Source organism: Caballeronia sp. INDeC2 (genome assembly GCF_023631325.1).
Classification (GTDB): domain Bacteria; phylum Pseudomonadota; class Gammaproteobacteria; order Burkholderiales; family Burkholderiaceae; genus Caballeronia.
In genome coordinates, this window is record NZ_JALQDG010000011.1 from 222,321 (window position 1) to 243,987 (window position 21,667).

At 63.3% G+C, this 21,667-nt stretch carries 21 protein-coding genes and 4 tRNA genes; 12 read left to right on the forward strand and 13 right to left on the reverse strand.

Annotated features, from left to right (window positions below; genetic code table 11):
• Positions 1-58: 58 nt before the first annotated feature.
• Positions 59-892, reverse strand: a complete 834-nt coding sequence (gloB, locus tag NCS28_RS09435) for a hydroxyacylglutathione hydrolase (RefSeq protein WP_250513574.1) — start codon at positions 890-892, stop codon at positions 59-61.
• 27 nt (positions 893-919) lie between these two features.
• Here gloB and NCS28_RS09440 point away from each other — a divergent pair, with 27 nt between their 5' ends.
• The 3 genes from NCS28_RS09440 to dnaQ are packed head-to-tail and all read left to right on the forward strand — an operon-like array spanning position 920 to position 2,970.
• On the forward strand, positions 920-1,753 hold the full coding sequence (locus tag NCS28_RS09440; protein WP_250513575.1) for a class I SAM-dependent methyltransferase: 834 nt from the start codon (positions 920-922) through the stop codon (positions 1,751-1,753).
• On the forward strand, positions 1,753-2,214 hold the full coding sequence (rnhA, locus tag NCS28_RS09445) for a ribonuclease HI (protein WP_250513576.1): 462 nt from the start codon (positions 1,753-1,755) through the stop codon (positions 2,212-2,214). Before NCS28_RS09440 ends, rnhA begins: the two co-directional genes overlap by 1 nt.
• An 18-nt stretch (positions 2,215-2,232) precedes the next feature.
• Positions 2,233-2,970 carry a DNA polymerase III subunit epsilon gene (gene dnaQ / locus NCS28_RS09450; protein ID WP_250513577.1) on the forward strand — a complete coding sequence of 246 codons (738 nt, stop codon included), beginning with the start codon at positions 2,233-2,235 and terminating at the stop codon, positions 2,968-2,970.
• Positions 2,971-3,245: 275 nt separating this feature from the next.
• On the opposite strand, the gene NCS28_RS09455 is transcribed toward dnaQ, so the two are convergent.
• Positions 3,246-3,680, reverse strand: a complete 435-nt coding sequence (locus NCS28_RS09455) for a hypothetical protein (RefSeq protein ID WP_250513578.1) — start codon at positions 3,678-3,680, stop codon at positions 3,246-3,248.
• Positions 3,681-3,849: 169 nt separating this feature from the next.
• Between NCS28_RS09455 and NCS28_RS09460 the strand changes: the two genes are divergently transcribed.
• Positions 3,850-3,924 (forward strand) — tRNA-Val (locus NCS28_RS09460).
• 91 nt (positions 3,925-4,015) lie between these two features.
• Here the strand turns inward: NCS28_RS09460 and NCS28_RS09465 are convergent.
• The 3 genes from NCS28_RS09465 to NCS28_RS09475 all read right to left on the reverse strand — a co-directional run bounded on the left by NCS28_RS09465 (position 4,016) and on the right by NCS28_RS09475 (position 6,670).
• A complete protein-coding gene (locus NCS28_RS09465) occupies positions 4,016-4,489 on the reverse strand; it encodes a DUF2214 family protein (protein WP_250513579.1) in 474 nt (157 codons plus the stop codon).
• A 64-nt stretch (positions 4,490-4,553) separates the two neighbouring features.
• On the reverse strand, positions 4,554-5,384 hold the full coding sequence (locus tag NCS28_RS09470) for a hypothetical protein (protein ID WP_250513580.1): 831 nt from the start codon (positions 5,382-5,384) through the stop codon (positions 4,554-4,556).
• 221 nt (positions 5,385-5,605) lie between these two features.
• A complete protein-coding gene (locus tag NCS28_RS09475) occupies positions 5,606-6,670 on the reverse strand; it encodes a glycosyltransferase family 4 protein (protein ID WP_250513581.1) in 1,065 nt (354 codons plus the stop codon).
• A 3-nt stretch (positions 6,671-6,673) separates the two neighbouring features.
• Here NCS28_RS09475 and NCS28_RS33185 point away from each other — a divergent pair, with 3 nt between their 5' ends.
• The gene (locus NCS28_RS33185; RefSeq protein ID WP_284504804.1) at positions 6,674-6,799 is read left to right on the forward strand and encodes a hypothetical protein; all 126 of its coding nucleotides are present in this window, start codon (positions 6,674-6,676) and stop codon (positions 6,797-6,799) included.
• Positions 6,800-7,571: 772 nt separating this feature from the next.
• Positions 7,572-9,395, forward strand: coding sequence for an ABC transporter ATP-binding protein (locus NCS28_RS09480; RefSeq protein ID WP_250513582.1), 1,824 nt, complete (start codon positions 7,572-7,574; stop codon positions 9,393-9,395).
• Between the two features lie 52 nt (positions 9,396-9,447).
• Here the strand turns inward: NCS28_RS09480 and otsA are convergent, their stop codons facing one another.
• Both otsA and otsB read right to left on the reverse strand, forming a co-directional pair.
• The gene (gene otsA, locus NCS28_RS09485) at positions 9,448-10,827 is read right to left on the reverse strand and encodes an alpha,alpha-trehalose-phosphate synthase (UDP-forming) (RefSeq protein WP_250513583.1); all 1,380 of its coding nucleotides are present in this window, start codon (positions 10,825-10,827) and stop codon (positions 9,448-9,450) included.
• A complete protein-coding gene (gene otsB, locus NCS28_RS09490; protein WP_250513584.1) occupies positions 10,824-11,576 on the reverse strand; it encodes a trehalose-phosphatase in 753 nt (250 codons plus the stop codon). The genes otsA and otsB overlap by 4 nt, the downstream gene beginning before the upstream one ends.
• Before the next feature lie 263 nt (positions 11,577-11,839).
• Here otsB and NCS28_RS09495 point away from each other — a divergent pair, with 263 nt between their 5' ends.
• Entirely contained in the window at positions 11,840-12,466 is a 627-nt protein-coding gene (locus NCS28_RS09495) for an SCO family protein (protein ID WP_250513585.1), read from the forward strand.
• Positions 12,467-12,468: 2 nt separating this feature from the next.
• Positions 12,469-13,347, forward strand: coding sequence for a cytochrome c oxidase assembly protein (locus NCS28_RS09500; RefSeq protein WP_250513586.1), 879 nt, complete (start codon positions 12,469-12,471; stop codon positions 13,345-13,347).
• Here the strand turns inward: NCS28_RS09500 and NCS28_RS09505 are convergent.
• The 6 genes from NCS28_RS09505 to uvrC all read right to left on the reverse strand — a co-directional run bounded on the left by NCS28_RS09505 (position 13,342) and on the right by uvrC (position 17,313).
• Positions 13,342-13,836, reverse strand: a complete 495-nt coding sequence (locus NCS28_RS09505) for a GNAT family N-acetyltransferase (protein ID WP_250513587.1) — start codon at positions 13,834-13,836, stop codon at positions 13,342-13,344. The two genes, NCS28_RS09500 and NCS28_RS09505, sit on opposite strands and share 6 nt — an antisense overlap.
• A gap of 125 nt (positions 13,837-13,961) precedes the next feature.
• A tRNA-Cys gene (locus NCS28_RS09510) sits at positions 13,962-14,035 on the reverse strand.
• 79 nt (positions 14,036-14,114) lie between these two features.
• Positions 14,115-14,190 (reverse strand) — tRNA-Gly (locus NCS28_RS09515).
• Positions 14,191-14,277: 87 nt separating this feature from the next.
• Positions 14,278-14,353: transfer RNA gene (locus NCS28_RS09520), tRNA-Gly, on the reverse strand.
• A gap of 156 nt (positions 14,354-14,509) precedes the next feature.
• Positions 14,510-15,106 carry a CDP-diacylglycerol--glycerol-3-phosphate 3-phosphatidyltransferase gene (gene pgsA / locus NCS28_RS09525; RefSeq protein ID WP_061120994.1) on the reverse strand — a complete coding sequence of 199 codons (597 nt, stop codon included), beginning with the start codon at positions 15,104-15,106 and terminating at the stop codon, positions 14,510-14,512.
• Between the two features lie 110 nt (positions 15,107-15,216).
• Positions 15,217-17,313: an excinuclease ABC subunit UvrC gene (gene uvrC, locus NCS28_RS09530; protein ID WP_250513588.1), complete on the reverse strand. Its 2,097-nt coding sequence runs from the start codon at positions 17,311-17,313 to the stop codon at positions 15,217-15,219.
• 103 nt (positions 17,314-17,416) lie between these two features.
• On the opposite strand from uvrC, the gene earP reads away from it, so the two are divergent.
• From earP to NCS28_RS09550, 4 genes are all read left to right on the forward strand, one after another.
• Positions 17,417-18,574, forward strand: a complete 1,158-nt coding sequence (gene earP / locus NCS28_RS09535; protein ID WP_250513589.1) for an elongation factor P maturation arginine rhamnosyltransferase EarP — start codon at positions 17,417-17,419, stop codon at positions 18,572-18,574.
• A gap of 253 nt (positions 18,575-18,827) precedes the next feature.
• A complete protein-coding gene (gene efp, locus NCS28_RS09540; protein WP_250513590.1) occupies positions 18,828-19,385 on the forward strand; it encodes an elongation factor P in 558 nt (185 codons plus the stop codon).
• A gap of 267 nt (positions 19,386-19,652) precedes the next feature.
• Positions 19,653-20,003: a BON domain-containing protein gene (locus NCS28_RS09545; protein WP_250513591.1), complete on the forward strand. Its 351-nt coding sequence runs from the start codon at positions 19,653-19,655 to the stop codon at positions 20,001-20,003.
• Positions 20,004-20,158: 155 nt separating this feature from the next.
• Positions 20,159-21,553 (forward strand): sigma-54-dependent transcriptional regulator, encoded by a 1,395-nt coding sequence (locus NCS28_RS09550; protein ID WP_250513592.1) that lies wholly within the window; start codon positions 20,159-20,161, stop codon positions 21,551-21,553.
• The last annotated feature ends 114 nt before the right edge of the window (positions 21,554-21,667 follow it).

Consider the following 21,667-nt stretch of genomic DNA (forward strand, 5'->3'; position numbering starts at 1 on the left):
TCCTGCATCTAACGGCGATTCCACCGTTCGGGTTTAAGTTGGCCCCAAAAGCTTTGGGTTAACGGAACTTATCTTTCCAGCCGCGCATCATTCGGAACGCTTCCAGACGGTCTGTCACCGTGGTGCCGAACTGCGAAGAAAGTGTCGCCTTGATCGCCGGAACGTCTGCGCGCAGGAACGGATTCACCGCTTTTTCATGGCCGATGGTGGTCGGCAAAGTCGGCTTGCCGGCCGCGCGCAACGCCTGTGCGTCGTCGCTCCAGCGCAGCAGCGCGGCGTTGTCCGGCTCGCACGCGCGCGCAAATTTGATGTTCGAGAGCGTGTATTCGTGCGCGCAGTGAACCTGCGTGTTCTCCGGCAACGCGGCAAGGGCGTCGAGCGAATTCAGCATTTGCTGCGGCGTGCCTTCGAAGAGACGGCCGCAGCCGCTCGCGAACAGCGTGTCGCCGCAAAAAAGATGCGGCGTGCCGCCCTCGCCGCCCGCCTGAAAGTAAGCGATGTGACCGGCCGTATGGCCCGGCACGTCGATGACGGAGAGCTCGAGCGCCGGGTGCGCGATGGTCACCGTATCGCCGCCCGCGACGCGCTGGGTCAGATGCTCGATACGCTCGCCAACCGGACCGTAGACGGGGACGCCCCCCTCTGCCGATCGGCTATCGAGGAGCGCTTTCACGCCGCCGACGTGGTCCTGATGATGGTGCGTGAGTAAAATAGCGGTCAGCCGCCAACCGCGCCTGGCGAGATACGCCTCGACGGGCGCAGCGTCACCGGGGTCGACCACGACCGCATCGCGCGAGTCCGACACGAGCCAGATGTAGTTGTCCTCGAACGCCGGAACCGGCACGTATTCGAGTGCATCCTGAGCAGATAGATTCTTGGCAAGCGAATTCATGGCGATCTTCTATGCGGCAATTCGAACATGTCTGACCGACCGATTATAGACTGGCCCACTTGGACGAGTTCGGCGCCCGGACGCTACGTGCTCGAATGGGAACAGGCGCAGCTCGATCACGTGGTGTCCGACATCTTCGGCTATCACGCGCTGCAACTCGGCATGCCGCAGCTCGACGCGCTGCGCGAGAATCGCATGACCGGCCGTGCGCTCGTGCTCGACGCCGAAAGCGCATCGAGCGCGCCCTACACGCCGCCGCGCGCCACGACGCCCGGCGTGAGCGCACTGCCCGCCGCGAGCGCGCCGGACGGGCGCAGCACCGCGTGGTGCGATCTGCTCGACCTGCCCTTCGAAGCGCAAAGCGTCGATTTGCTCGTGCTGCCGCACACGCTCGAATTCTCGCCGGATCCGCACCGGCTGTTACGCGAAGCCGAGCGCGTGCTCGTGCCCGAAGGGCAACTGATTATCCTCGGCTTCAATTCGCTGAGCCTGTGGGGCGCGCGGCAATCGCTCGGCAAGGTGGCCGGACGGCCGTTCGTGCCGGCGGCGCACGAGATGATCGCGTTCACGCGCATCAAGGACTGGATCAAGCTGCTCGGATTCGATCTTGAACGGGGGCGCTTCGGCTGCTATCGTCCGCCGCTCGTGGCGGACAAATGGCTGCAACGCTTTCAATTCATGGAAGCCGCCGGCGACCGCTGGTGGCCCATCTTCGGCGCGGCGTACATGATCACGGCCGTGAAACGCGTGCGCGGCATGCGCGTCATCGGTCCGCGCAAGCTGAAAAAAACCGCGCTCGCGCCCGGCCTCGCGCCGGTCGCGGCTCCGCACACGCGCAACGAGACCCGCAACGAGCATTGATGACTCAAGAATCCGCATCGAACAAGGTAATCGACATCTACACGGACGGCGCCTGCAAAGGCAATCCCGGGCCCGGCGGCTGGGGCGCCCTGCTCCGCTTCGGCTCGCTGGAAAAGGAACTGTTCGGCGGAGAGCCCGCGACCACCAACAACCGCATGGAACTGATGGCCGTAATCTCCGCGCTCGAGGCGCTCAAACGCCCGTGCCACGCGATCATCCATACCGATTCGCAATATGTGCAAAAAGGTATCAGCGAATGGATCCACGGCTGGAAGAAAAAGAACTGGATGACCGCCGCGAAGACGCCCGTCAAGAACGCCGATCTCTGGAAGCGGCTCGACGGCCTCGTCGCGCAGCATGAAATCGAGTGGCGCTGGGTCAAGGGCCACGCCGGTCATCCCGAAAACGAACGCGCCGATGCGCTCGCCAATCGCGGCGTGACCTCGCTCACGGACAACTGATCAAACTACACGCCATCTATGCGCCAACTGATACTGGACACCGAAACCACCGGCCTCAACGCAAGGACGGGCGACCGAATCATCGAAATCGGCTGCGTCGAACTGATCAACCGCCGGCTCACCGGTAACAATCTGCACCTCTATGTGAACCCCGAGCGCGACAGCGATCCCGGCGCGCTCGCGGTGCACGGTCTCACCACCGAGTTCCTGAGCGACAAGCCGAAGTTCGCCGAAATCGCCGCTCAGTTGCGCGACTTCATCGCGGATGCGGAACTGATCATCCATAACGCGCCCTTCGACGTCGGCTTTCTCGACATGGAGTTCGCGCTGCTCGGATTGCCGAAGGTGTCGGAGACATGCGCCGGCGTGATCGACTCGCTCGCGCAGGCCAAACAGATGTTCCCTGGCAAGCGCAATTCGCTCGACGCGCTGTGCGACCGCTTCGGCATCAGCAACGCGCATCGCACGCTGCACGGCGCGCTCCTCGACTCGGAGTTGCTCGCGGAGGTCTATCTCGCGATGACGCGCGGTCAAGAGAGCCTCGTCATCGACATGCTCGGCGATCAGGCCGCGTCGGGCTCGATTTCCACGTCGCGCATCGCGTTCGACGATCTCGATTTGCCGGTGATCGTCGCGAGCGAGGCCGAACTAGCCGCGCACGAAGCCGTGCTGACCGATCTCGACAAGGCCCTCAAAGGCACGAGCGTATGGCGCACGGAAACCGCGCCGGCGGAAGGCGATGTCGTTCCCGCATAATTTTTTCGAATTTGGCTTTAAGAAGCTCTTTACGAAACGCGAAACGCCTGACATAATCTCACTTCTCTTCGGGTGGTTAGCTCAGCGGTAGAGCACTGCCTTCACACGGTCGGCGGACCTGTGTAGATGAACGTAGAAGCACCAGAATTATCAGCGGCTTACGCTTCGGCGTAGGCCGTTTTCGTTTCCGCTACGGAATCCGTACGGAAATCTGCACTAATCCGGTGCGTACTCGCGACCGTAGCGCCGCGAGCAGCCCGAATATTAGTGCGCAATCAGCCGCCCTTCGCTTTCGCCTTCGCCTCTATCGCGGCCAACTCCGCTTCCATCGCGGCCTTAACTTTCGACTTAAGCAGTTCGCGGTGCATGGTGAACGCGTCCTTCAGACAATAGTCCTCCTGCAACTCCTTCCAAGTCGCCTTCCCCTCCACGTACAGCCAAGAGAGAACCGGGTGTTGACCTTCGGGATCGTCCGGCAGGTCCACCTTCGACCGGAACCGACCGGGCACGTTGAGTTTCGGAACGTTGAACCCGAAGTTGAACTTGCGAATCTCGAACATCAAGAGGTCGAGAACTTCGCGCGGCTGGAACGCGCCGCAAACGTCCCGCACGTACCCTACGAAGAGTCCGGCCCGTAGGCGCACGAAATACGGTTCCCTACGCGGCTCTAAACGTTCACGGGCGGTCTTTGTTCCAATCAGGTTAGTCATCTTCGTTCCTCGGTTGCGTACGGAATCCGTACGGAATCGGGAGCTTAACCTAAAAGGGTCAGACTGAAAGGTTTATGAAAGTACTCTCAGGCCGCTCGCTATCGACTTCACCGCAATCGTGCGAGGGTATTGGCAAGGCGCGCAATATGCTTTATACTTTGCCTTCTTCGGGTGGTTAGCTCAGCGGTAGAGCACTGCCTTCACACGGCAGGGGTCACTGGTTCGATCCCAGTACTACCCACCAGAATTCTGGTGTTGGTAAAGACAAGCACCGAAGATAAAAAGGCCCAAGTCTCACGACTTGGGCCTTTTTCATTTTGCGTCACCTGATGCGGCTACGATGCCCACACGCCCCGCGCCATCCCGCTCGCGGCAATCACCATCACCATCACGAGTGCGGCTTCGAGATCGCTCATCCACGCAAAACGCCGCGCACGCGTCAGATCGATCGGACCGCCCTGCGCGAGCGCGATGCGCCAGCGAATCAGCGCAAGCATCGGCGAAACTTCGATCAGCAGAATCACGACGAGCGCCGTCATCTTCAAATGAAAAAGCGGCTCGTGCAGATAGTAAGCGCCCCCTTTCTCGAATCCGCCGAACGCGCGCGTCACGCCCGTCACGATCAGCACGATCGCGGTGACGCCCCACACCGAGTCCGAACGGAACACGTCGCGCAGGCGCAGTTCGTTCGCCTGAATCGACTCGGCGGCATCGAGACGCCGCAGAGCGCGGGCGCGCGCGAGTACCGAGCCGAGCGCGAACCCGAAAGCAAGAAGATGAATGGCGGCCAGCAACCAACGTATCAGCATCCCTTCCTCCCTGAAAAGACAGGAACGACGTGTACGGCAATGTCGGCTTACGAAGTCGAACGATTCAGACCTGACGCAGTGTGGCATCGAGGGCCCGCGCCGCGTTGCGATCGCTCTCGCTGGCGAGCGGCGCGCGGAACACGGTGGTGCGATTGTGCCCGGCCGCGGCGGGCGAGTCCCACAGCAATTCGACTTTCGGCCGACGTGCGAACACGCCGCGCCGCGCTTCGCCGCTTGCGCGGATCGACGGGCCGGCGGGCTCGGTGGCCGGCGTGAGCATCGTCGTGGAGGGCGATACGTCCGGCGACGGCACCGGCCATTTCACCGACAGTTCCCGCGCATCGTACTGGCCGAGCTTGCGGCTCTCCGCCCAGACGACCGCGAGCCGCGTAACGGGATCGAGGGAAATCGCATAGCGGCCGATCGCGAAGCGCCGCGCCGCGATGTTCGTGCGCCAGAGCGCGCGCGGCCGGCAAATCCACATGACGACCGCATAGAGCGCCGGGCCGACGACGAGCCAGCCGTTGGTCTCGGCGAGCGCTTGCGTGAAGCGCCGCCATCCGGAACTCCAGACGAACGCGCCGACGGAAAACATCGCGAAGCCGAAAGCCAGCAGCGCGATGAAGCGCAATGCCTGCCGCAGCCATTGCGGCAGCGGATGCAGCGGACGCTCCGTGCGCGCCTTTGCACCCGGCAGCACGATCAGGAGAAAGATCAGGACGAGGTTCACGCATGCCCACGGCGACGACGTCATCGCGCGCAGCGAGGACAGATAGCCCATCTGCGACATCGAGAACGCCCAACGCGCCGCGAGCACCAGTCCGATCGCGCGCAACGCGAACACGGTGCCGGCGCCCGGTGCCGGGCTCGCGCTGATTTGCTTGGGTCTCGCCAAAAGAAACACTCCTGTCCACGAACGATGCATGCCGCTCCGCGCATCGCGAAGCCCGGCCATTATAGGGAGATTACGGATGTCGTCAGAGGTTTGACAACCGGAACGCGGTCTGGCGCGCGAAAGGCCGACCCAAGTGTGCTATTACGACAACGCCCCGCGTGCCTTGAGGCACGCGGGGCGTTGTTTCGTTGCCGATGCCGCGCGAAGCGGCAAGGCTTGGCTCAGCTCGCGTTGACTTCGCGCAGAACGGTGCGGCGCTTCTGGCGCAGCAGTTCTTCGTACACGTTCACGTAGTTCTGCGCCATCACCTTCGACGAGAAACGCGCTTCGAATGCGCCGCGGACCTTCTCGCGCGACAGCGTGTCGAGCCGCTTCACGGCGGCGATCGCCGAGAGTTCGTCTTCCACGACGAAGCCCGACACCCCGTTTTCGATCACTTCCGGCACCGAGCCGCGGTTGAACGCGATCACCGGCGTGCCGCAGGCCATCGCTTCGATCATCACGAGGCCGAAGGGCTCCGGCCAGTCGATCGGGAACAGCAGCGCGTGCGCGTTGCCGAGGAACTCCGTCTTTTCGGCTTCGCTGATTTCACCGATGTACTCGACGTGCGGCAGCGCGAAGAGCGGCTTGATCTCTTCTTCGTAATACGCGCGGTCGGCCTTGTCGAGCTTCGCGGCGATCTTGATTTTCATGCCCGCGGCCTGCGCGATACGGATTGCGCGATCGACGCGCTTTTCCGGCGAGATGCGGCCGAGGAATGCGAGATAGCCGGGCTTCACGTTCGGAATCGGCTTCAGCAGGTTTTCCGGCAGCCCGTGATACACCGTCGACAGCCAATGCGCCTGCGGCAGCGGCTGACGCTGGTTGTCCGAAATGGAGATGACCGGCACGTCGTTGAACGTGTTGAAGATCGGCTGCAGTTCGGGCAGGTCGAGGCGGCCGTGCATCGTCGTCAGGAACGGCACCGGCTGGCGCGCGAACAGCGAGAACGGGTAATAGTCGATGTGGAAGTGCAGCACGTCGAACTCATCGGCGCGGCGGCGGACTTCTTCCAGCAGAAGCATGTGCGGCGCCATCGTGTCGCGGATGGTCGGGTCGAGGCGCAGCGCCTGCGGCCAGAATGCTTTGAGCTTCGCGGACGTTTGCGAATCACCGCTCGCGAAGAGCGTGACATCGTGTCCAGCATCCACGAGTGCCTCGGTCAGATAAGACACCACGCGTTCCGTGCCGCCATACAGCTTCGGCGGAACAGCTTCGTGGAGGGGCGCGATTTGAGCGATTCGCATGTCGTGAAACTCCTAATGAAAGATCAGGCAAGTACTGCTGTCGTGTTGACGTTTGGAAGCGAATCGCTCGGCTCGGGCGAAGCTTTCCGCGGCGCGGTGGCCGCGGCGCAATGGCTGATGCTCGAGTAAAAAAGCGGGGTCGCTGATCACAAGGTTCCTGGCGCAGGCGTTCGGACAAAGCAAATGCAGTTCCATATCTCAAAAAAATCGCCGCGCGCCAGCAATTAACGCGCGTCTGCCGCGGCGGTTGACGGGAACTTGCAAAAACCTGTCGACGACCTAAGGGCAAACCCGGATCGGATTATGGAGCTTTTTACAGAGTCGCGCCGGCAGTCATTTCAACTTATTTACGTTGTTACACGGGGGATACATTTTGCAAACCCCTGTTTATTAAGGTTGTTCTACATTGGAGCACGGGCTTGAATGCTGCCCGGGCGATGTGCGCACGTCAAAGCGCCACGTCGCCGACTTTCGCCAGCCTGATCACCGGCTTACTATCTGGCGCGGCACGTGCTGTTCGATCGCTGCCGCAACGCAATAAGTGATTCGCCGCACCGCCCGGCGACCGTTTCATCGCAAAAAGCTGCGCAATGTGCTTACAATGCGCGCCCATGCCGTCAGCCGCGCGCCCGGTGGCTCCAACTGCCTGGCGCGAGACCGATTTTCGCCGCGGGCGATGTTCGGATGGCCACATAGGCCGAACGTCATATGCCCGAAGACGCGTTGCCCTCCGCGATACTGGCTACAATTCGTGATGGAGACGGCGCAGCGTCGCCTCGCTTGACGTCAGTCGCGCCGGATCGGGCGACGCATCGCATGCCGGTTGCCGCAGACGACACCGCGCGTGGCACTGCCCGAAGGCGCAACATACGCTCAACCGCTCTACGACCAAAAAAGACCATTGGACCAACTCACCGTCTCCCAGCGTAACGCGCACAACGCGAAGCTCGCGAGCTATGCGCATCGGCCGCTCGCGTTCCTGTTGCGCTACATCCGCCGGCACCCCGTCGCGCATGCCATCGTGCTCTTCAGCGTCTTCGCCGCGGTCGGCTGCGCCCTCGCCTCGCAGTACGCGATCAAGCATCTGATCGATGTGCTCGGGCAAGGTCGCGGGCATCCCGGGCCGCTCTGGGGCGCGTTCATGATCCTCGTCGGGCTGATCGCCGCCGACAACCTGCTGTGGCGGGTCGGCGGCTGGGTCGGCGCGCACGTGTTCGTGATCGTCACCGGCGACTTGCGCAAGGATCTCTTCTCGTATCTGTCCGGCCACTCGCCGACGTACTTCTCCGAGAAGCAGCCCGGCATGCTCGCGAGCCGGATCACGGCGACATCGAACGCGATCTACACCTCCGAAAACGTGATGGCATGGAACGTCCTGCCGCCGTGCATCGCGGTGCTGGGCGCGATCGTGATGATCGTCTCCGTCAATCCGCTGATGGCCGGCGGCCTGATGTCGGCGTCGGTGATTCTCGCGCTGATCCTCTACCGGCTTGCGAAGCGCGGTTCGGCGCGGCATCACAGCTTCGCGTCGAAGGCGGCATCGGTCGATGGCGAGCTCGTCGACGTGATCGGCAACATGGCGCTCGTGCGTGCGTTCGGCATGACGTTCCGCGAGCAGAAGCGCTTCGGCTCGACGGTGAAGGCCGAAATGGTCGCGCGCCAGCAGAGCCTGTTGTACCTCGAAAAACTGCGCCTGTTCCACGCGGTCGTGACGGCGATTCTCTCCGCCGGCCTGCTCGGCTGGGCGCTGTGGCTGTGGTCGCAGGGCCGCGCGACTTCTGGCGATATCGTGCTCGTCAGCTCGCTCGGCTTCACGATTCTGCATGGCACGCGCGATCTGGCGGTCGCCCTCGTCGATGTCACCCAGCACGTCGCACGTCTCGCCGAAGCCGTCCAGACGCTGCTCGAACCGCACGGCATGCCGGACCGGTCGGACGCGACCGAGCTCGTGCCGCAAGGCGGGCGCGTCGATTTCGACGGCGTCACGTTCGCCTATCCGCGCCGCCGCCCGATTCTCGACAACTTCCATCTGCATATCGAGCCGGGCCAGCGCGTCGGGCTGATCGGCAAATCCGGCGCGGGAAAGTCGACCGTGCTCGCGTTGCTGCAGCGCTTTTACGAGACGCAGAAAGGCAGCATCAAGATCGACGGCCAGGATATCGGCGCGATCACCCAGGACAGTCTGCGCCACGCCATCGCGCTCGTGCCGCAGGATATTTCGCTGTTCCACCGCACCGTGTTCGAGAACATCGCTTACGGCCGTCCGGACGCGAGCCGCGAGGACGTGCTCGCCGCCGCGCGCGAGGCGCGCTGCACGGACTTCATCGAAGCGATGCCGGAAGGTTTCGACACGATCGTCGGCGACCGGGGCGTGAAGCTGTCGGGCGGGCAGCGGCAGCGCATCGCGATCGCGCGCGCGATTCTGAAAAACGCGCCGATTCTCCTGCTCGACGAAGCGACCTCCGCACTGGACAGCGCATCGGAAGAAGCGATTCAGCAGGCGCTCGACCGTCTGATGGTCGGCCGCACGGTGATCGCGATTGCCCACCGCCTGTCGACGCTGCAGAACTTCGATCGCATCATCGTGATGAGCGCGGGCAAGGTCATCGACGACGGCTCGCCGCAGGAATTGCGCGAGCGCCCGGGGCTGTACCGCGAGTTGCTGGCGAAGCAGCACGGCAAGGTGCCGTCGATCGTCGCGACGCCGCACAAGCAGCCCGCTTGACGCCTGCCAGCCAGCCAGAAGGCCGCGTTCCCGCGAGGAAACGCGGCCTTTTTCACGTCTTCAGATCGCGCAGGAAGTTGTCGCGCCAAACGGAGACGTTGTTGTCGCGAAGCTGCTGCATCATCTCGCCGTAGCGCGCCTTGCGTTCGTCGAGCGGCATCTTGAGCGCGGTGGCGAGCGCATCGGCCATGCCGTCGACATCGAGCGGATTGACGATGAGCGCAGCCGTCAGCTCGCGTGCCGCGCCCGCGAACTGCGACAGCACCAGCACGCCGGGATCGTCCGGATCCTGCGCCGAGACATATTCCTTCGCGACGAGATTCATGCCGTCGCGCAACGGCGTGACGAGGCCGACGTGCGCCTCGCGAAACAGCGCCGCGAGCACCGGCCGCTCGTACTGCCGATGGATATAGCGGATCGGCGTCCAATCGAGTTCGGCATATCGGCCGTTGATGCGGCCCGATTCCGCTTCAAGCTGAAAGCGCATGTCGCGATAGGCATCGACATCGGAACGCGTGGGCGGCGCAATCTGCAGAAAAGACACGTTATTGCGCTGCTGCGGATCGTGCTCGATCAGCCGCTCGAACGCGCGAAATCGCTCTACGAGACCCTTCGAGTAATCCAGCCGATCGACGCTCATCACGAGCTTGCGATGATGCAGCGTCGCCTTGACGATCTCGACGTCACGCCCGCTTTCGCCGTGCTTCGCGAGCGCGGCGATCTCGTCGGGATACACGCCGATCGGATACGCCGACGCGCGCAGCGTCTGGCCGAACGCGCGGACCTCGACCGGCTTCGCACCGTCGCGCCGCAGCGTGCCGCCCGCTTCCGTTTCGATGTAATCGCAGAACGCGCGCAGATCCGGCTCCGTCTGGAAGCCGAGCAGATCGAACGCGCACAGCGCCTCCGCCAGTTCGCGATGGCGCGGCACGCTCAACAGAATCTGCGCCGCCGGAAACGGAATATGCAGGAAGAAGCCGATGCGATTCTTCACGCCCAGCGCGCGCAACGCCCGCGCGAACGGAATCAGGTGATAGTCGTGGACCCAGATGACATCGTCGGGCCTGAGTAGCGGCGCGAGCTGTTCCGCGAGCCAACGGTTCACGCGGCAGTAGCCGTCGTATTCGTGGCGATCGAATTCGATCAGGTCCGGGCGATAGTGAAACGCGGGCCACAACGTCGCGTTGGAAAAGCCGCGGTAGTACTGATCGTAGTCGCGCCGCACGAGGCCGATCGTCGCGAAGGTCACCGGCCCGTGCTCTTCGAGCTTGATGCCTTCGGGATGAGCCGCGAGCACGTCGCCGCTCCAGCCGAACCACATGCCGCCGGTTTCCTTCAACGCGTCGTAGACGCCGACCGCGAGACCGCCCGCCGCGGGGCCGCCTTCGGAAATCGGCGCGACGCGGTTCGAAACGATGATCAGACGGCTCACGCGTGCTTCCCCGCCGTGCCCGCGATCACCTGCAACCAGTCCAGCAACAGTTCGACCGATTCGATGCGCGCCCGCGCCACCGTCTCGCCCGGCCCCACCTTCACCGAGAGCCCGTCGAACTCGTTGACCACTGCGAAACCTTTCTCATCGGTGAGATCGTCGCCGATGAACACGGGCTTGCGCCCCGTGAACGGCGGCTCGGCCATGTACGCGCGCACCGCGCGGCCCTTGTCGACGTCCTTAGGCTTGATCTCGTAGACCATCTTGCCCGGTTGCAGCATGTAGGCGTCAGCGTAGTCCGCGACGAGCTTTTCCGTCGCCGCGCGCGCGGCCGGCTCGCGGTCGGGCGCGTTGCGGTAATGCAGCGCGAGCGCCGCGCCCTTGATTTCGAGCAGCATGCCCGGATTCGCGTTGACGACCTTCTCGAGCGCGTGCTCCATGCGCAGCAGCCGCTCGTCGTTGAAACCGATGCGCTGCACGTCGCCGTTCGAATCGCGCCGTTCCGCGCCGTGCATGCCCGCGACGGGAAGATCGGCCATCTGCAGGAATGAGTCGATATTGTCGATGCCGCGCCCCGACACGACTGCGACCGCGCCGTTGGTCGCGCGCCGGAGCGCCGCGAGGATATCGGGCACCGAGCGCGGCACGAATATGCCGTCGGGCGTGGAGGCGAGCTCGACGAGCGTGCCGTCGAAATCGAAGAAGAAGGCGGTCTCGGCAAGAGACAGGGAATCGGGAAGAGTGAGCATCGATCTTTGGCCTGTGGTTTGCCCGTGATGTGGCGCGCGCCCGGTTCGGACGTTGCAATGCGTGCGCATCTTACCGCGCGAAGGCTTTCGGGTAAGAAAGCTCTTAGCTTACAACCTTCGCTACCAGCCCTTTCAGCGCGCCTCACTCATGCGGCAAATCGTCTCAAAAATAGTCCAATGACGACATGATGCGCTGGCGGCGCGGCAAAAGGCGTGTATTTTGCGACGGAGCTCAAACGAATCATCCTGCAACGCAATCTCCGATGCACGCTTCGTTCCTCCATGCCGCGCGGTCCGTGCGACTCCGGCGCGTAATCGCCCTTCTCTCGCTGTGCGCGCTTGCCGCGTGCTCGAAGCCCGCCGAACCTTGGCAATTGACCGATGTATCGGGCCATCTGCCGGACCTGGATTTCTCGCTCGTCGACGATGGCGGCGCGCCCGTCACCGGACAGTCGTTCGCGGGCAAGACGACGCTCGTCTACTTCGGATACACGCATTGTCCCGACGTCTGCCCCGAAACGATGGCGCGCCTCATGCAAGTGCTTCAGCGCGTGGGAGCGGACGCGGACAGCACGCGCATCGTGTTCGTCTCGGTCGATCCGGCGCGCGATACGCCCGCGCTCCTGCGCTCCTACGTGCGCGCCTTCGACGACAAACACGCCGTCGGCCTGACGGGCACCGAACGCGCGATCGAATCGGTCGCGCAGCGTTATCGCATCGCGTATCAGATGGAAAAGCGCGATCCGAACGGCGAATACGAAGTCACGCATAGCTCGGCCGTCTATATCTTCGATGCCGCCGGTCACGCGCGCCTGCTCGCGACCGACCACGATTCCATCGACGCCATCGCGACCGATCTGAAGCGCGTGATCCACGCGAAGGACATCTGACGATGAGCACGCTTCTCTACTGGCTCGATCCGTGGGAGCCGTCGCCGACGGTCGTGATCGCCGTGCTCGTCGCCGGGATTCTGTTCGCGCGCGGCGCGCGGCATGCGCGCGTGTCGATCTCGCGCCGCATCGCGTTCTGGTTCGGCCTGATCGCGCTTTATGTCGCGCTTCACACGCGGCTCGACTACTTCTTCGAGCACGAATTTTTCATGCATCGGCTGCAGCATCTCGTACTGCATCATCTCGGCCCGTTTTTGATCGCGCTGTCGTATCCGGGCGCGGCTTTGCGTGCGGGCGTTCCTTTCGCATGGCGGCAACGCTGGCTGCGCCCGGCCGCGCAGACAAAGGTCGCGCGCGTGTTCTTCGATATCGTGTTCAATCCCGTGGTCGCGGTCACGCTGTTCGTCGGGCTGATCTACTTTTGGCTGCTTTCGCCGATCCATTTCAAGGCGATGCTCGATTACCGGCTCTATCGCGTGATGAACTGGAGCATGGTGATCGACGGTCTGCTCTTCTGGTGGCTGATTCTCGATCCGCGTCCGGCGCCGCCCGCGCGGCTCGCGCCCGGCAGACGCATTCTCGTCGTGATCGCCGCGATCCCGCCGCAGATCATCCTCGGCGCGTATATCTTCTTCACGCCGCACGAGTTGTATCCGATCTATTCGATCTGCGGCCGCGCGTTCACCTGGATCACGCCGATGCGCGATCAGCAGATCGGCGGCCTCTTGCTATGGATTCCCGGATCGATGATGAGCGTCGTCGGCGCGTTGATCGCGCTGCGTCACTGGCTGCGGCTGTCGGCGCGATCGCGGCTGAGGAAGGAACGCGAAGGACGCGGCGCGGGCGCGCCGGTCACCCGCACGAAGGCCACGATTTCATGATTCGAAGCCGGGACGGCGCATCCATACGTGCGGTATGCCGTCTTCGTCATGCACCCCCGACGACGGCACGAAGCCGAACGCGCCGTAGAAGCGCTGCAAATGCGCTTGCGCGTGCAGGCTGACCGGCTGATCCGGCCATTGCTTCAGGATGTGTTCGAGCGCGCGTTCGAGCATCGCGTTGCCGAGCTTCATGCCGCGAAAATTGGCCGTTGTCAGCACGCGGCCGATGCGCACGTCCTTCTCGCTTTCGTCCGGTTGCCCCGGCAGCAGCACCCGCAGATAGCCCGCGAGTTCGGGACGCTTCTCGCCCTTGCCGTATGCGAGCAGGTGCCACGCATCGGTATCGAGTCCGTCGATATCGCCATACACGCAATTCTGCTCGACGACGAACACGGCGCTGCGCGCGGCGAGCATGTCGTAGACCTCGGCGGTCGTCAGGTCGTCGAAGCGCTTCCAGCGCCATTCGAGTTGGGAGAGTGGGTCGGTCATTGGAGTGTGTGTGGCAGAAGTATGGCAATTATGCCGTGCAGTGCCGCGACCGGGCATGACGCAGAATCACGTGGATACCGGCGTTCCGAAAAGAAAAAAGCCCTGACGGATCAGGGCTTTTCAAGTGGAGGCGCGGACCGGAGTCGAACCGGTCTAAACGGCTTTGCAGGCCGCTGCATAACCGCTTTGCTACCGCGCCAAAAGCGGTTTTGGTACATGCCGACGATCGTGCCGGCTGATTCACCAAACAAAAAGGGAAGCTTGGCTTCCCCTTTGACTGGAGCGGGAGACGAGTCTCGAACTCGCGACCTCAACCTTGGCAAGGTTGCGCTCTACCAACTGAGCTACTCCCGCAATATCCTGCAACGCTAAACTGCCAGTTTCTGATGCCTCGCTGCGCTTTGCCAATTCAGCGCCGATGACATCGAAACCTTGAAAATCTGGAGCGGGAGACGAGTCTCGAACTCGCGACCTCAACCTTGGCAAGGTTGCGCTCTACCAACTGAGCTACTCCCGCATTGACTGCTACGCTCTTTTGCTGCTGCTTCGCTTGCTGCGTCGCGCCGTGCATCAGAGAAACGAGATTATGTAGAAGCCAAAGAGGGCTGTCAACTGTTTTGTGAGAGGAATTTATGGGTTCGACGCAATTTTTTGCAACGATCGCTTTGCTCTCTCACAGCATGCCGCCGCGCTCGCGAATCTGCGGCCACGCGAGCTTCATGTAGTAGAGCATCGACCAGACGGTGAGGAACGCCGCGACGTAGATGAGCCACAAGCCCCACACGCGCGTGTCGATGATCCACGGCGTGCCGGCGATCTTCAGCGGCCCGTAGAACAGCAGCATCGGAATCGCGACCATCTGGCAGACGGTCTTGAACTTGCCGAGCTGGTTCACCGCGACGCTCTTCGACGCGCCGATCTGCGCCATCCATTCGCGCAGTGCGGAAATCGTGATCTCACGCCCGACGATGATGAGCGCGATCACCGCATTCAGCCGCGACAGTTGCACGAGCACGAGCAGCGCGGCCGTGACCATCAGCTTGTCGGCGACCGGATCGAGGAACGCGCCGAACGAAGACGTCTGATTGAGCTTGCGCGCGAGAAAGCCGTCGAACCAGTCGGTGAGCGCGGCGAGCACGAAGATGATCATGCCGAGCAGATTGCGATGCTCCGGGCTCATCATCATGTCCGGCAAATAGAACACGCCCACCACGAGTGGAATCAGCACGATTCGCAGCCACGTCAGGAAGATCGGTAGATTGAACGGCATGGGCGCAAGCGGTTGAAGGACACGTAAGGAAGCCGACATTGTGCCGCGTCGATCCCGCGCTCACAAGGCAGCGCGCTGGCGTGGCGCGCCTCGCGGCAGGCTCTTGCGGCTCAATGCAACTGACGATAAATCTGCTGCGCGAGCGCCAGCGAAATGCCTTCGACGCTCGCCAAGTCTTCGACGCTCGCCGCCTGCACGCCGCGCAATCCGCCGAAGCGCGAGAGCAGCCGCTGACGCCGTTTCGCCCCGACACCCTCCAGTTCTTCCAGCCGCGAAGTCTGACGCGCCTTCGCCCGCTTCGCGCGCATGCCGGTGATGGCGAAGCGGTGCGCCTCGTCGCGGATCTGCGCGACGAGCATCAACGCCGCGCTTTCCTTGCCGAGTTCGAGCGGTGTGCGGCCATCGGCGAACACCAGCGTTTCCAGCCCGACCTTGCGCCCTTCCCCCTTCGCGACACCGACCAGCATGCCGTGATCCAGCCCGAGCTCGGAGAAAACCTGCCGCGCGATCTCGACCTGCCCCTTGCCGCCGTCGATCAGCACGATGTTGGGTAGCGTGCCGCCCGCGGCCACGGGTTCGGCGGCATCGGGCGTGACGTTGGGATCGGCGGCATCGTCGGGTTGCAGGGTCGTGGCTTCGTCGTTCGCGTTCGCGGCCGCCTGCGCGACCATCTTCTCGTAGCGGCGCGTGAGCACCTGGCGCATCGCGGCGTAGTCGTCGCCGGGGGTGATGCCGTTGATGTTGTAGCGCCGGTATTCGCCCGACTGCATCTTGTGATGGTGATACACGACGCACGACGCCTGCGTCGCCTCGCCCATCGTATGACTGATGTCGAAGCACTCGATGCGCAGTTGCGCGAGATCGTCCATCTCCATGGAAAGCGTCTCCGCGAGCGAGCGCGTGCGCGCCTGCTGCGAGCCTTGCTCCGACAGAAGGCGCGCAAGCGCTAGCTTCGCGTTGTTTTCGGCCATCGAGAGCCATGCGCGTTTTTGTCCCTGCGGCTGACGCAGCAGCGTGACCTTGTGGCCTGCCTGCTCCATCAGCAGATCGACGAGCTCGCGGCTCGACGGCGCATGACTCACGACGAGCACCGGCGGCACGCGATTGCCGATGTAATGCTGCGCCATGAAGGCTTCGAGCACTTCGGATTCGAGCGCGCCTTCGCGCGGTTCGGGTTCGGCTTGCGGATCGGCTTCCAGCTGCTCGAAGCTCGCCGGCGCGGAAGATTCGCCCGCGTGCGCCTCCTGCTCCGCTGCCTGCGCGATCGCTTCCCCGACCTCGGCGACATCCGGCAGATCGTCTTCATCGCCCAATGCCACCGCGCTTTCGACGTGCGCCGGGAAGTACGCCTTGTCGCCGAGATGCCGCCCGCCGCGCACCATCGCGAGATTCACGCAGACCTTGCCGCCGAGCGCGACGACCGCGAGGATATCGACGTCGCTCTCGCCGCCGACTTCGATCGCCTGCTGATGCAGCACCGTCGACAGCGAGCTCATCTGATTGCGCACCGCCGCGGCCTGCTCGAACTTCAGATCGGCGGCGAACGCGTGCATCTTCTGCTCCAGTTCCTTCATCACTTCGCCCTGCCGCCCGAGCAGGAAGCGCGATGCGTTCGACACGTCGCGCGCGTAATCCTCTTCCGTGATGAGCCCCGTGCACGGCGCCGTGCAGCGTCCGATCTGATGCAGCAGGCACGGCCGCGTGCGATTGGCGAAGACCGAGTCCTCGCACGTGCGCAACTGGAACACGCGCTGCAGGATCTGGATGCTCTCGCGCACCGCCCACGCGCTCGGAAACGGCCCGAAGTACTGGTTCTTCTTGTCGACCGCGCCGCGGTAGTACGCCATGCGCGGAAACTTGTGGCCGGTGAGCTTGAGGAACGGATACGACTTGTCGTCGCGAAAAAGGATGTTGTAGCGCGGCGCGAGCGCCTTGATGAGATTGTTTTCGAGCAGCAGCGCTTCGGCTTCCGAACGCGTGACGGTCGTCTCGATCTTGCGGATGCGCGTGACCATCATCGCGATGCGCGGCGAATGCAGCGTCTTCGTGAAGTAGCTCGACACGCGCTTTTTCAGATTGCGCGCCTTGCCGACGTAGAGCACGTTGCCGTCGCGGTCGTAATAGCGGTACACGCCGGGCAGATGCGGCAATTGCGCGAGCGTCTTCTTCGGGTCGAAATCCGGTTGGGGGGCGTCGGTGTCAGTCATGCAGCAAGGGGGACGGAAAAGCATCGGCACGACGGGAAGCCGTGCCAGGCGCGTTATCTTAGAATCGCCAGTTTAGAACATTACGCCGCGCGCCTTCGTCCTTATGACTCCACGATCCGCCGACCCGGAACTCGCCTGCGACATCTTCTGCGCGGTGGTCGACAACTTCGGCGACATCGGCGTGTGCTGGCGTCTCGCGCGTCAGTTGCACGCGGAGCACGGCTGGCGCGTGCGTCTTTACGTCGACGACCTGAAGGTCTTTCATGCGCTCTGCCCCGAGGTCGACGCGACGCTTGAGCGTCAGGTTGCGATGGGCGTCACGATCGAGCACTGGCGCGAGCCGTCGCACGCGGGCGACACGCTCGCGATTCCCGATGTCGTGATCGAGGCGTTCGCGTGCGAGCTGCCGCATGCGTACATCGCCGCGATGGCACGCCGCGACGCGAAGCCCGTCTGGATCAATCTCGAATACCTGAGCGGCGAGGACTGGGTCGCCGATTTCCACATGCGGCCGTCTCCGCACCCGCGCTATCCGCTCGACAAGAGCTTCTTCTTTCCGGGCCTCGGCGAGGGCACGGGCGGCGTGCTGAAGGAGCGCGATCTCGATACGCGACGCGAACAGTTCGATGCCGATGCCTGGTGGCGCGAGCGGATCGGCATCGAGCGGCCGGGCGGCGGGGAAACGGTCGTGTCCCTCTTCGCCTATGAAAATCCGGCGGTCGACGCACTGCTCGCGCAATGGCGCGACGGCGATGAACCCGTCGTCGTGCTCGTGCCCGAAGGCCGCATTTCCGGCGCACTCGCGCGCTTTTTCGGCATGCCGAAGTTCGCGGCGGGCATGTCGTCGCGTGCGGGCGCGTTGCGGGCGCACGCGCTCGGCTTCGTCGAGCAGCCGCGTTTCGACGAACTGCTCTGGGCCGCCGACATCAACTTCGTGCGGGGCGAGGATTCCTTCGTGCGCGCGCAATGGGCGCAAAAGCCGTTCGTCTGGCATATCTACCCGCAAGCCGACGACGCTCACCTGCCGAAGCTCGACGCCGCGCTCGCGCATTGCACGCGCACGCTCGATCCGTCCGCCCGGGACGCCGTCGCGCGCTTCTGGCATGCGTGGAACGGCGCGGGGGTGCCGGACTGGGCCGACTTCTGGCGTCATCGGCCGAAGCTGGAATCGTGCGCCGCGCGTTGGGCGAAGGAACTGGCGGACGTGGGCGATCTGGCGGGCAATCTCGTCGCACATGTGGCGTCGCGCCTCGTCCGATGAACGTCGCCTCACGGCCATTCGCGCGCCGCCATTCGACTGGCCAAATAAGCAAAAACTCAGTTAAAATAAGCGGTTATCCGAGGAAGCAGGTCGCAGTTCCAGCATTTCGCCGCATGGGGCCGGTTCAAACGCAGGTCCCTCCTCGTTACCAGAACTCTCGCACGGCGGCGTCTATAAAAACCGGCAGCGCCGCCGTCCGATCGATTCATTCCAGGCATTCAAGCCAAAATCCTTTCGTACAGGACCTAGTTTTATGAAGACCGCACAAGAACTCCGCGTCGGCAACGTCGTCATGATCGGCAGCGATGCCATGGTCGTTCAGCGCGCCGAGTACAACAAGTCGGGCCGCAACTCCGCGGTCGTGAAGATGAAGTTCAAGAACCTGCTGACGGCAGCCGGCATGGAAACCGTCTACAAGGCGGACGACAAGTTCGACGTCGTCGTGCTCGACCGCAAGGAAGTGACGTACTCGTACTTCGCGGACCCGATGTACGTCTTCATGGACGCCGACTACAACCAGTTCGAAGTCGAAGCCGAAATGATGGGCGACGCGCTCAACTACCTCGAAGACGGCATGGCTTGCGAGGTGGTGTTCTACAACGAGAAAGCCATCTCGGTCGAACTGCCGACCACGCTGGTTCGCGAGATCGTCTACACGGAACCGGCCGTCAAGGGCGACACGTCGTCGGGCAAGGTGCTGAAGACCGCCAAGCTCAATACCGGCTTCGAACTGCAAGTGCCGCTCTTCTGCAATATCGGCGACAAGATCGAAATCGACACCCGCACGAACGAGTACCGCAGCCGCGCGTAAGTCTCGCGCCGCTGCATCGTAAGCCGAACGGTCGCTGCAACGCACCGCTGCCCGGTTTCACAGATAAGCGCCCCATCGCGGGCGCTTTTTCTTTTGCATGAATTTTTTGACAATTTCAGGCAAACTTTACCGGTCGCACCCCGATTAGTGTCTTCGCGGGCCGACTGAAGCATCCGCGCGTCGCTCGCGGCAGCCGTCTCCATCGGAAAAATTAACTGCGTGGCACGACTTCTGCTTGGTCGTGCAAATCCAGATTTCAGAACCGACATGCAACGCACGCCTTTCATACAGAGCCGGTTTCTGATCGCCGCGGCGCTCGCATTGCCCGCGTTCGCTTTCACCGCCGGCTGCACGTCCACACCAGCAACATCAGCGAACACGAACGTGGCGAGCACCATCGCCACCGACGACGCCGCGCTTGCCGCCCGTGTGAAAGGCGCGCTCGTCGCGGACCCGGAATTGAAGGTCTTGCCGATGAGCGTCGCGACTTATCGCGGCGTCGTGCAGTTGTCGGGATATGTGGATTCGGAGGTACAGATTCAGAAAGCGCTCGCCGTGGCGCGCGGCGTGCCGGGCGTGCAATCCGTCAGCAACGAATTGCATCTCAGGCCGCAATGACGCGCGCACAAGAGATGACGCACGAGTAACGCAGGACGAAAACCGCAGCGGGTGACGCGCCAGACGCCGGAACGAGGCGCCGTCCCCCGCCCACGACCCGCCCGATCCTACGCGGAGACGGCGCATTACAGTCCATTTTGATACGTTGGTCCGCCATGCCACACGCACTGATTGTCGAAGACGATCCCAATAGCCTCTCCGGCCTGTCCGCGATCCTCACGGCAGACGGCTTTTCCGTCGATACCGCGACGACGCTCGCCGAGGCGCGCTCCGCGCTGACCCGCTTCATCCCTGATGTTGTGCTGATCGACCTGAATCTTCCCGACGGCTCCGGCCTCGACCTGCTGCCGAGCCTTCCCTCGCAACCGCCCGATGGCGCACTGCCCGTCATCGTGATGACTGGCAACGCGACGGTCGAAAGCGCAATCGAAGGCTTGCGGCACGGCATCTGGGACTATCTGCTGAAACCGGTGAACATTCCGCGTCTGCGCAGCCTGCTCGCGCGCATTCCGCGGCCGTACGAACTCACCGAGGAAGTCCAGTCGCTGCGTTCGACTCTGCGCGGGCTGGGGCACTTCGGCGACATGATCGGCCGCAGCGCCGCGATGCAGCACGTTTACGATCTGATCGAGCACACCGCGCCGACGGAAGCCGCCGTGCTGATCTGCGGCGATCCGGGCACGGGCAAAAAGATCGCGGCGCGCACGATTCACCAACTGAGCCGCCGGCGCAAAGGCCCGTTCGTCACCTTCGATTGCTCCGCGGGCCGCAACAGCGACGGCTCGCCGCGCTCGATGGAAAGCATTCTCTTCGGCCACGAGCGCAATGCGTTCGCCGGCGCTGAGAACCGGGAACCGGGATTGCTCGAACAGGCGGGCGGCGGCACGCTGTTCCTCGATCAGATCGATTCGCTGCCCGCCGCGCAGCAGGAAGCGCTGTTGCGCGCGCTCGATTCGCAGACATTCATGCGCGTCGGCGGCAGCAACCGCATCATGACGGACTTCCGGCTGATCGCCGCGTCCCGCCTGCCGATGCGCGAGGCGGTCGCGAGCGGCGCGATGCGCGAGGATTTATTTCAGCGGCTGTCGGCGTCGACGATCATGCTGCCGCCGCTGCGCGATCGCGACGACGATATCGCGTTGATCGCGGAGACGCTTGTCGATGAACTGAACCGCGAGAATCACATCGCCGGGATTACGAGCGGGTCGCCGAAGCGCATTAGCCCGGCGTTCATTCGCGAGTGCATCGCCAGCGAATGGCCGGGCAACGTGCGCGAGATGCGCGAGCGCGTGCGGCGCGCGTATCACGCTTCGGGCGAGACTATCGAGACATTGCGCGTGGATGAGCCGGGCGGCCTTGGCGGACGCGGCTTGAACGGCAGCAGCGTGCAGGTGACGGTCGGCACCGCGCTCGCGGATGTCGAGGACATGCTGATTCGGGCGACGCTCGAAGCGGTCGGCGGCACGCGGCATCGGGCGGCGACGCTGCTCGGCATCAGTCCGAAGACGCTTTACAACAAGCTGCAAAGGATGAAACTGGAATCATCGTGATGGGGTCGCGCTAGCGCTTGCGGGCGCTTTTTCTCGCCGGATCCCGGTTTCTTGGTGGTTCATTAGCACTGCGCCAGTGCGGGGCAGTGCTAATAAAGCGAAAGCAAACCGGGA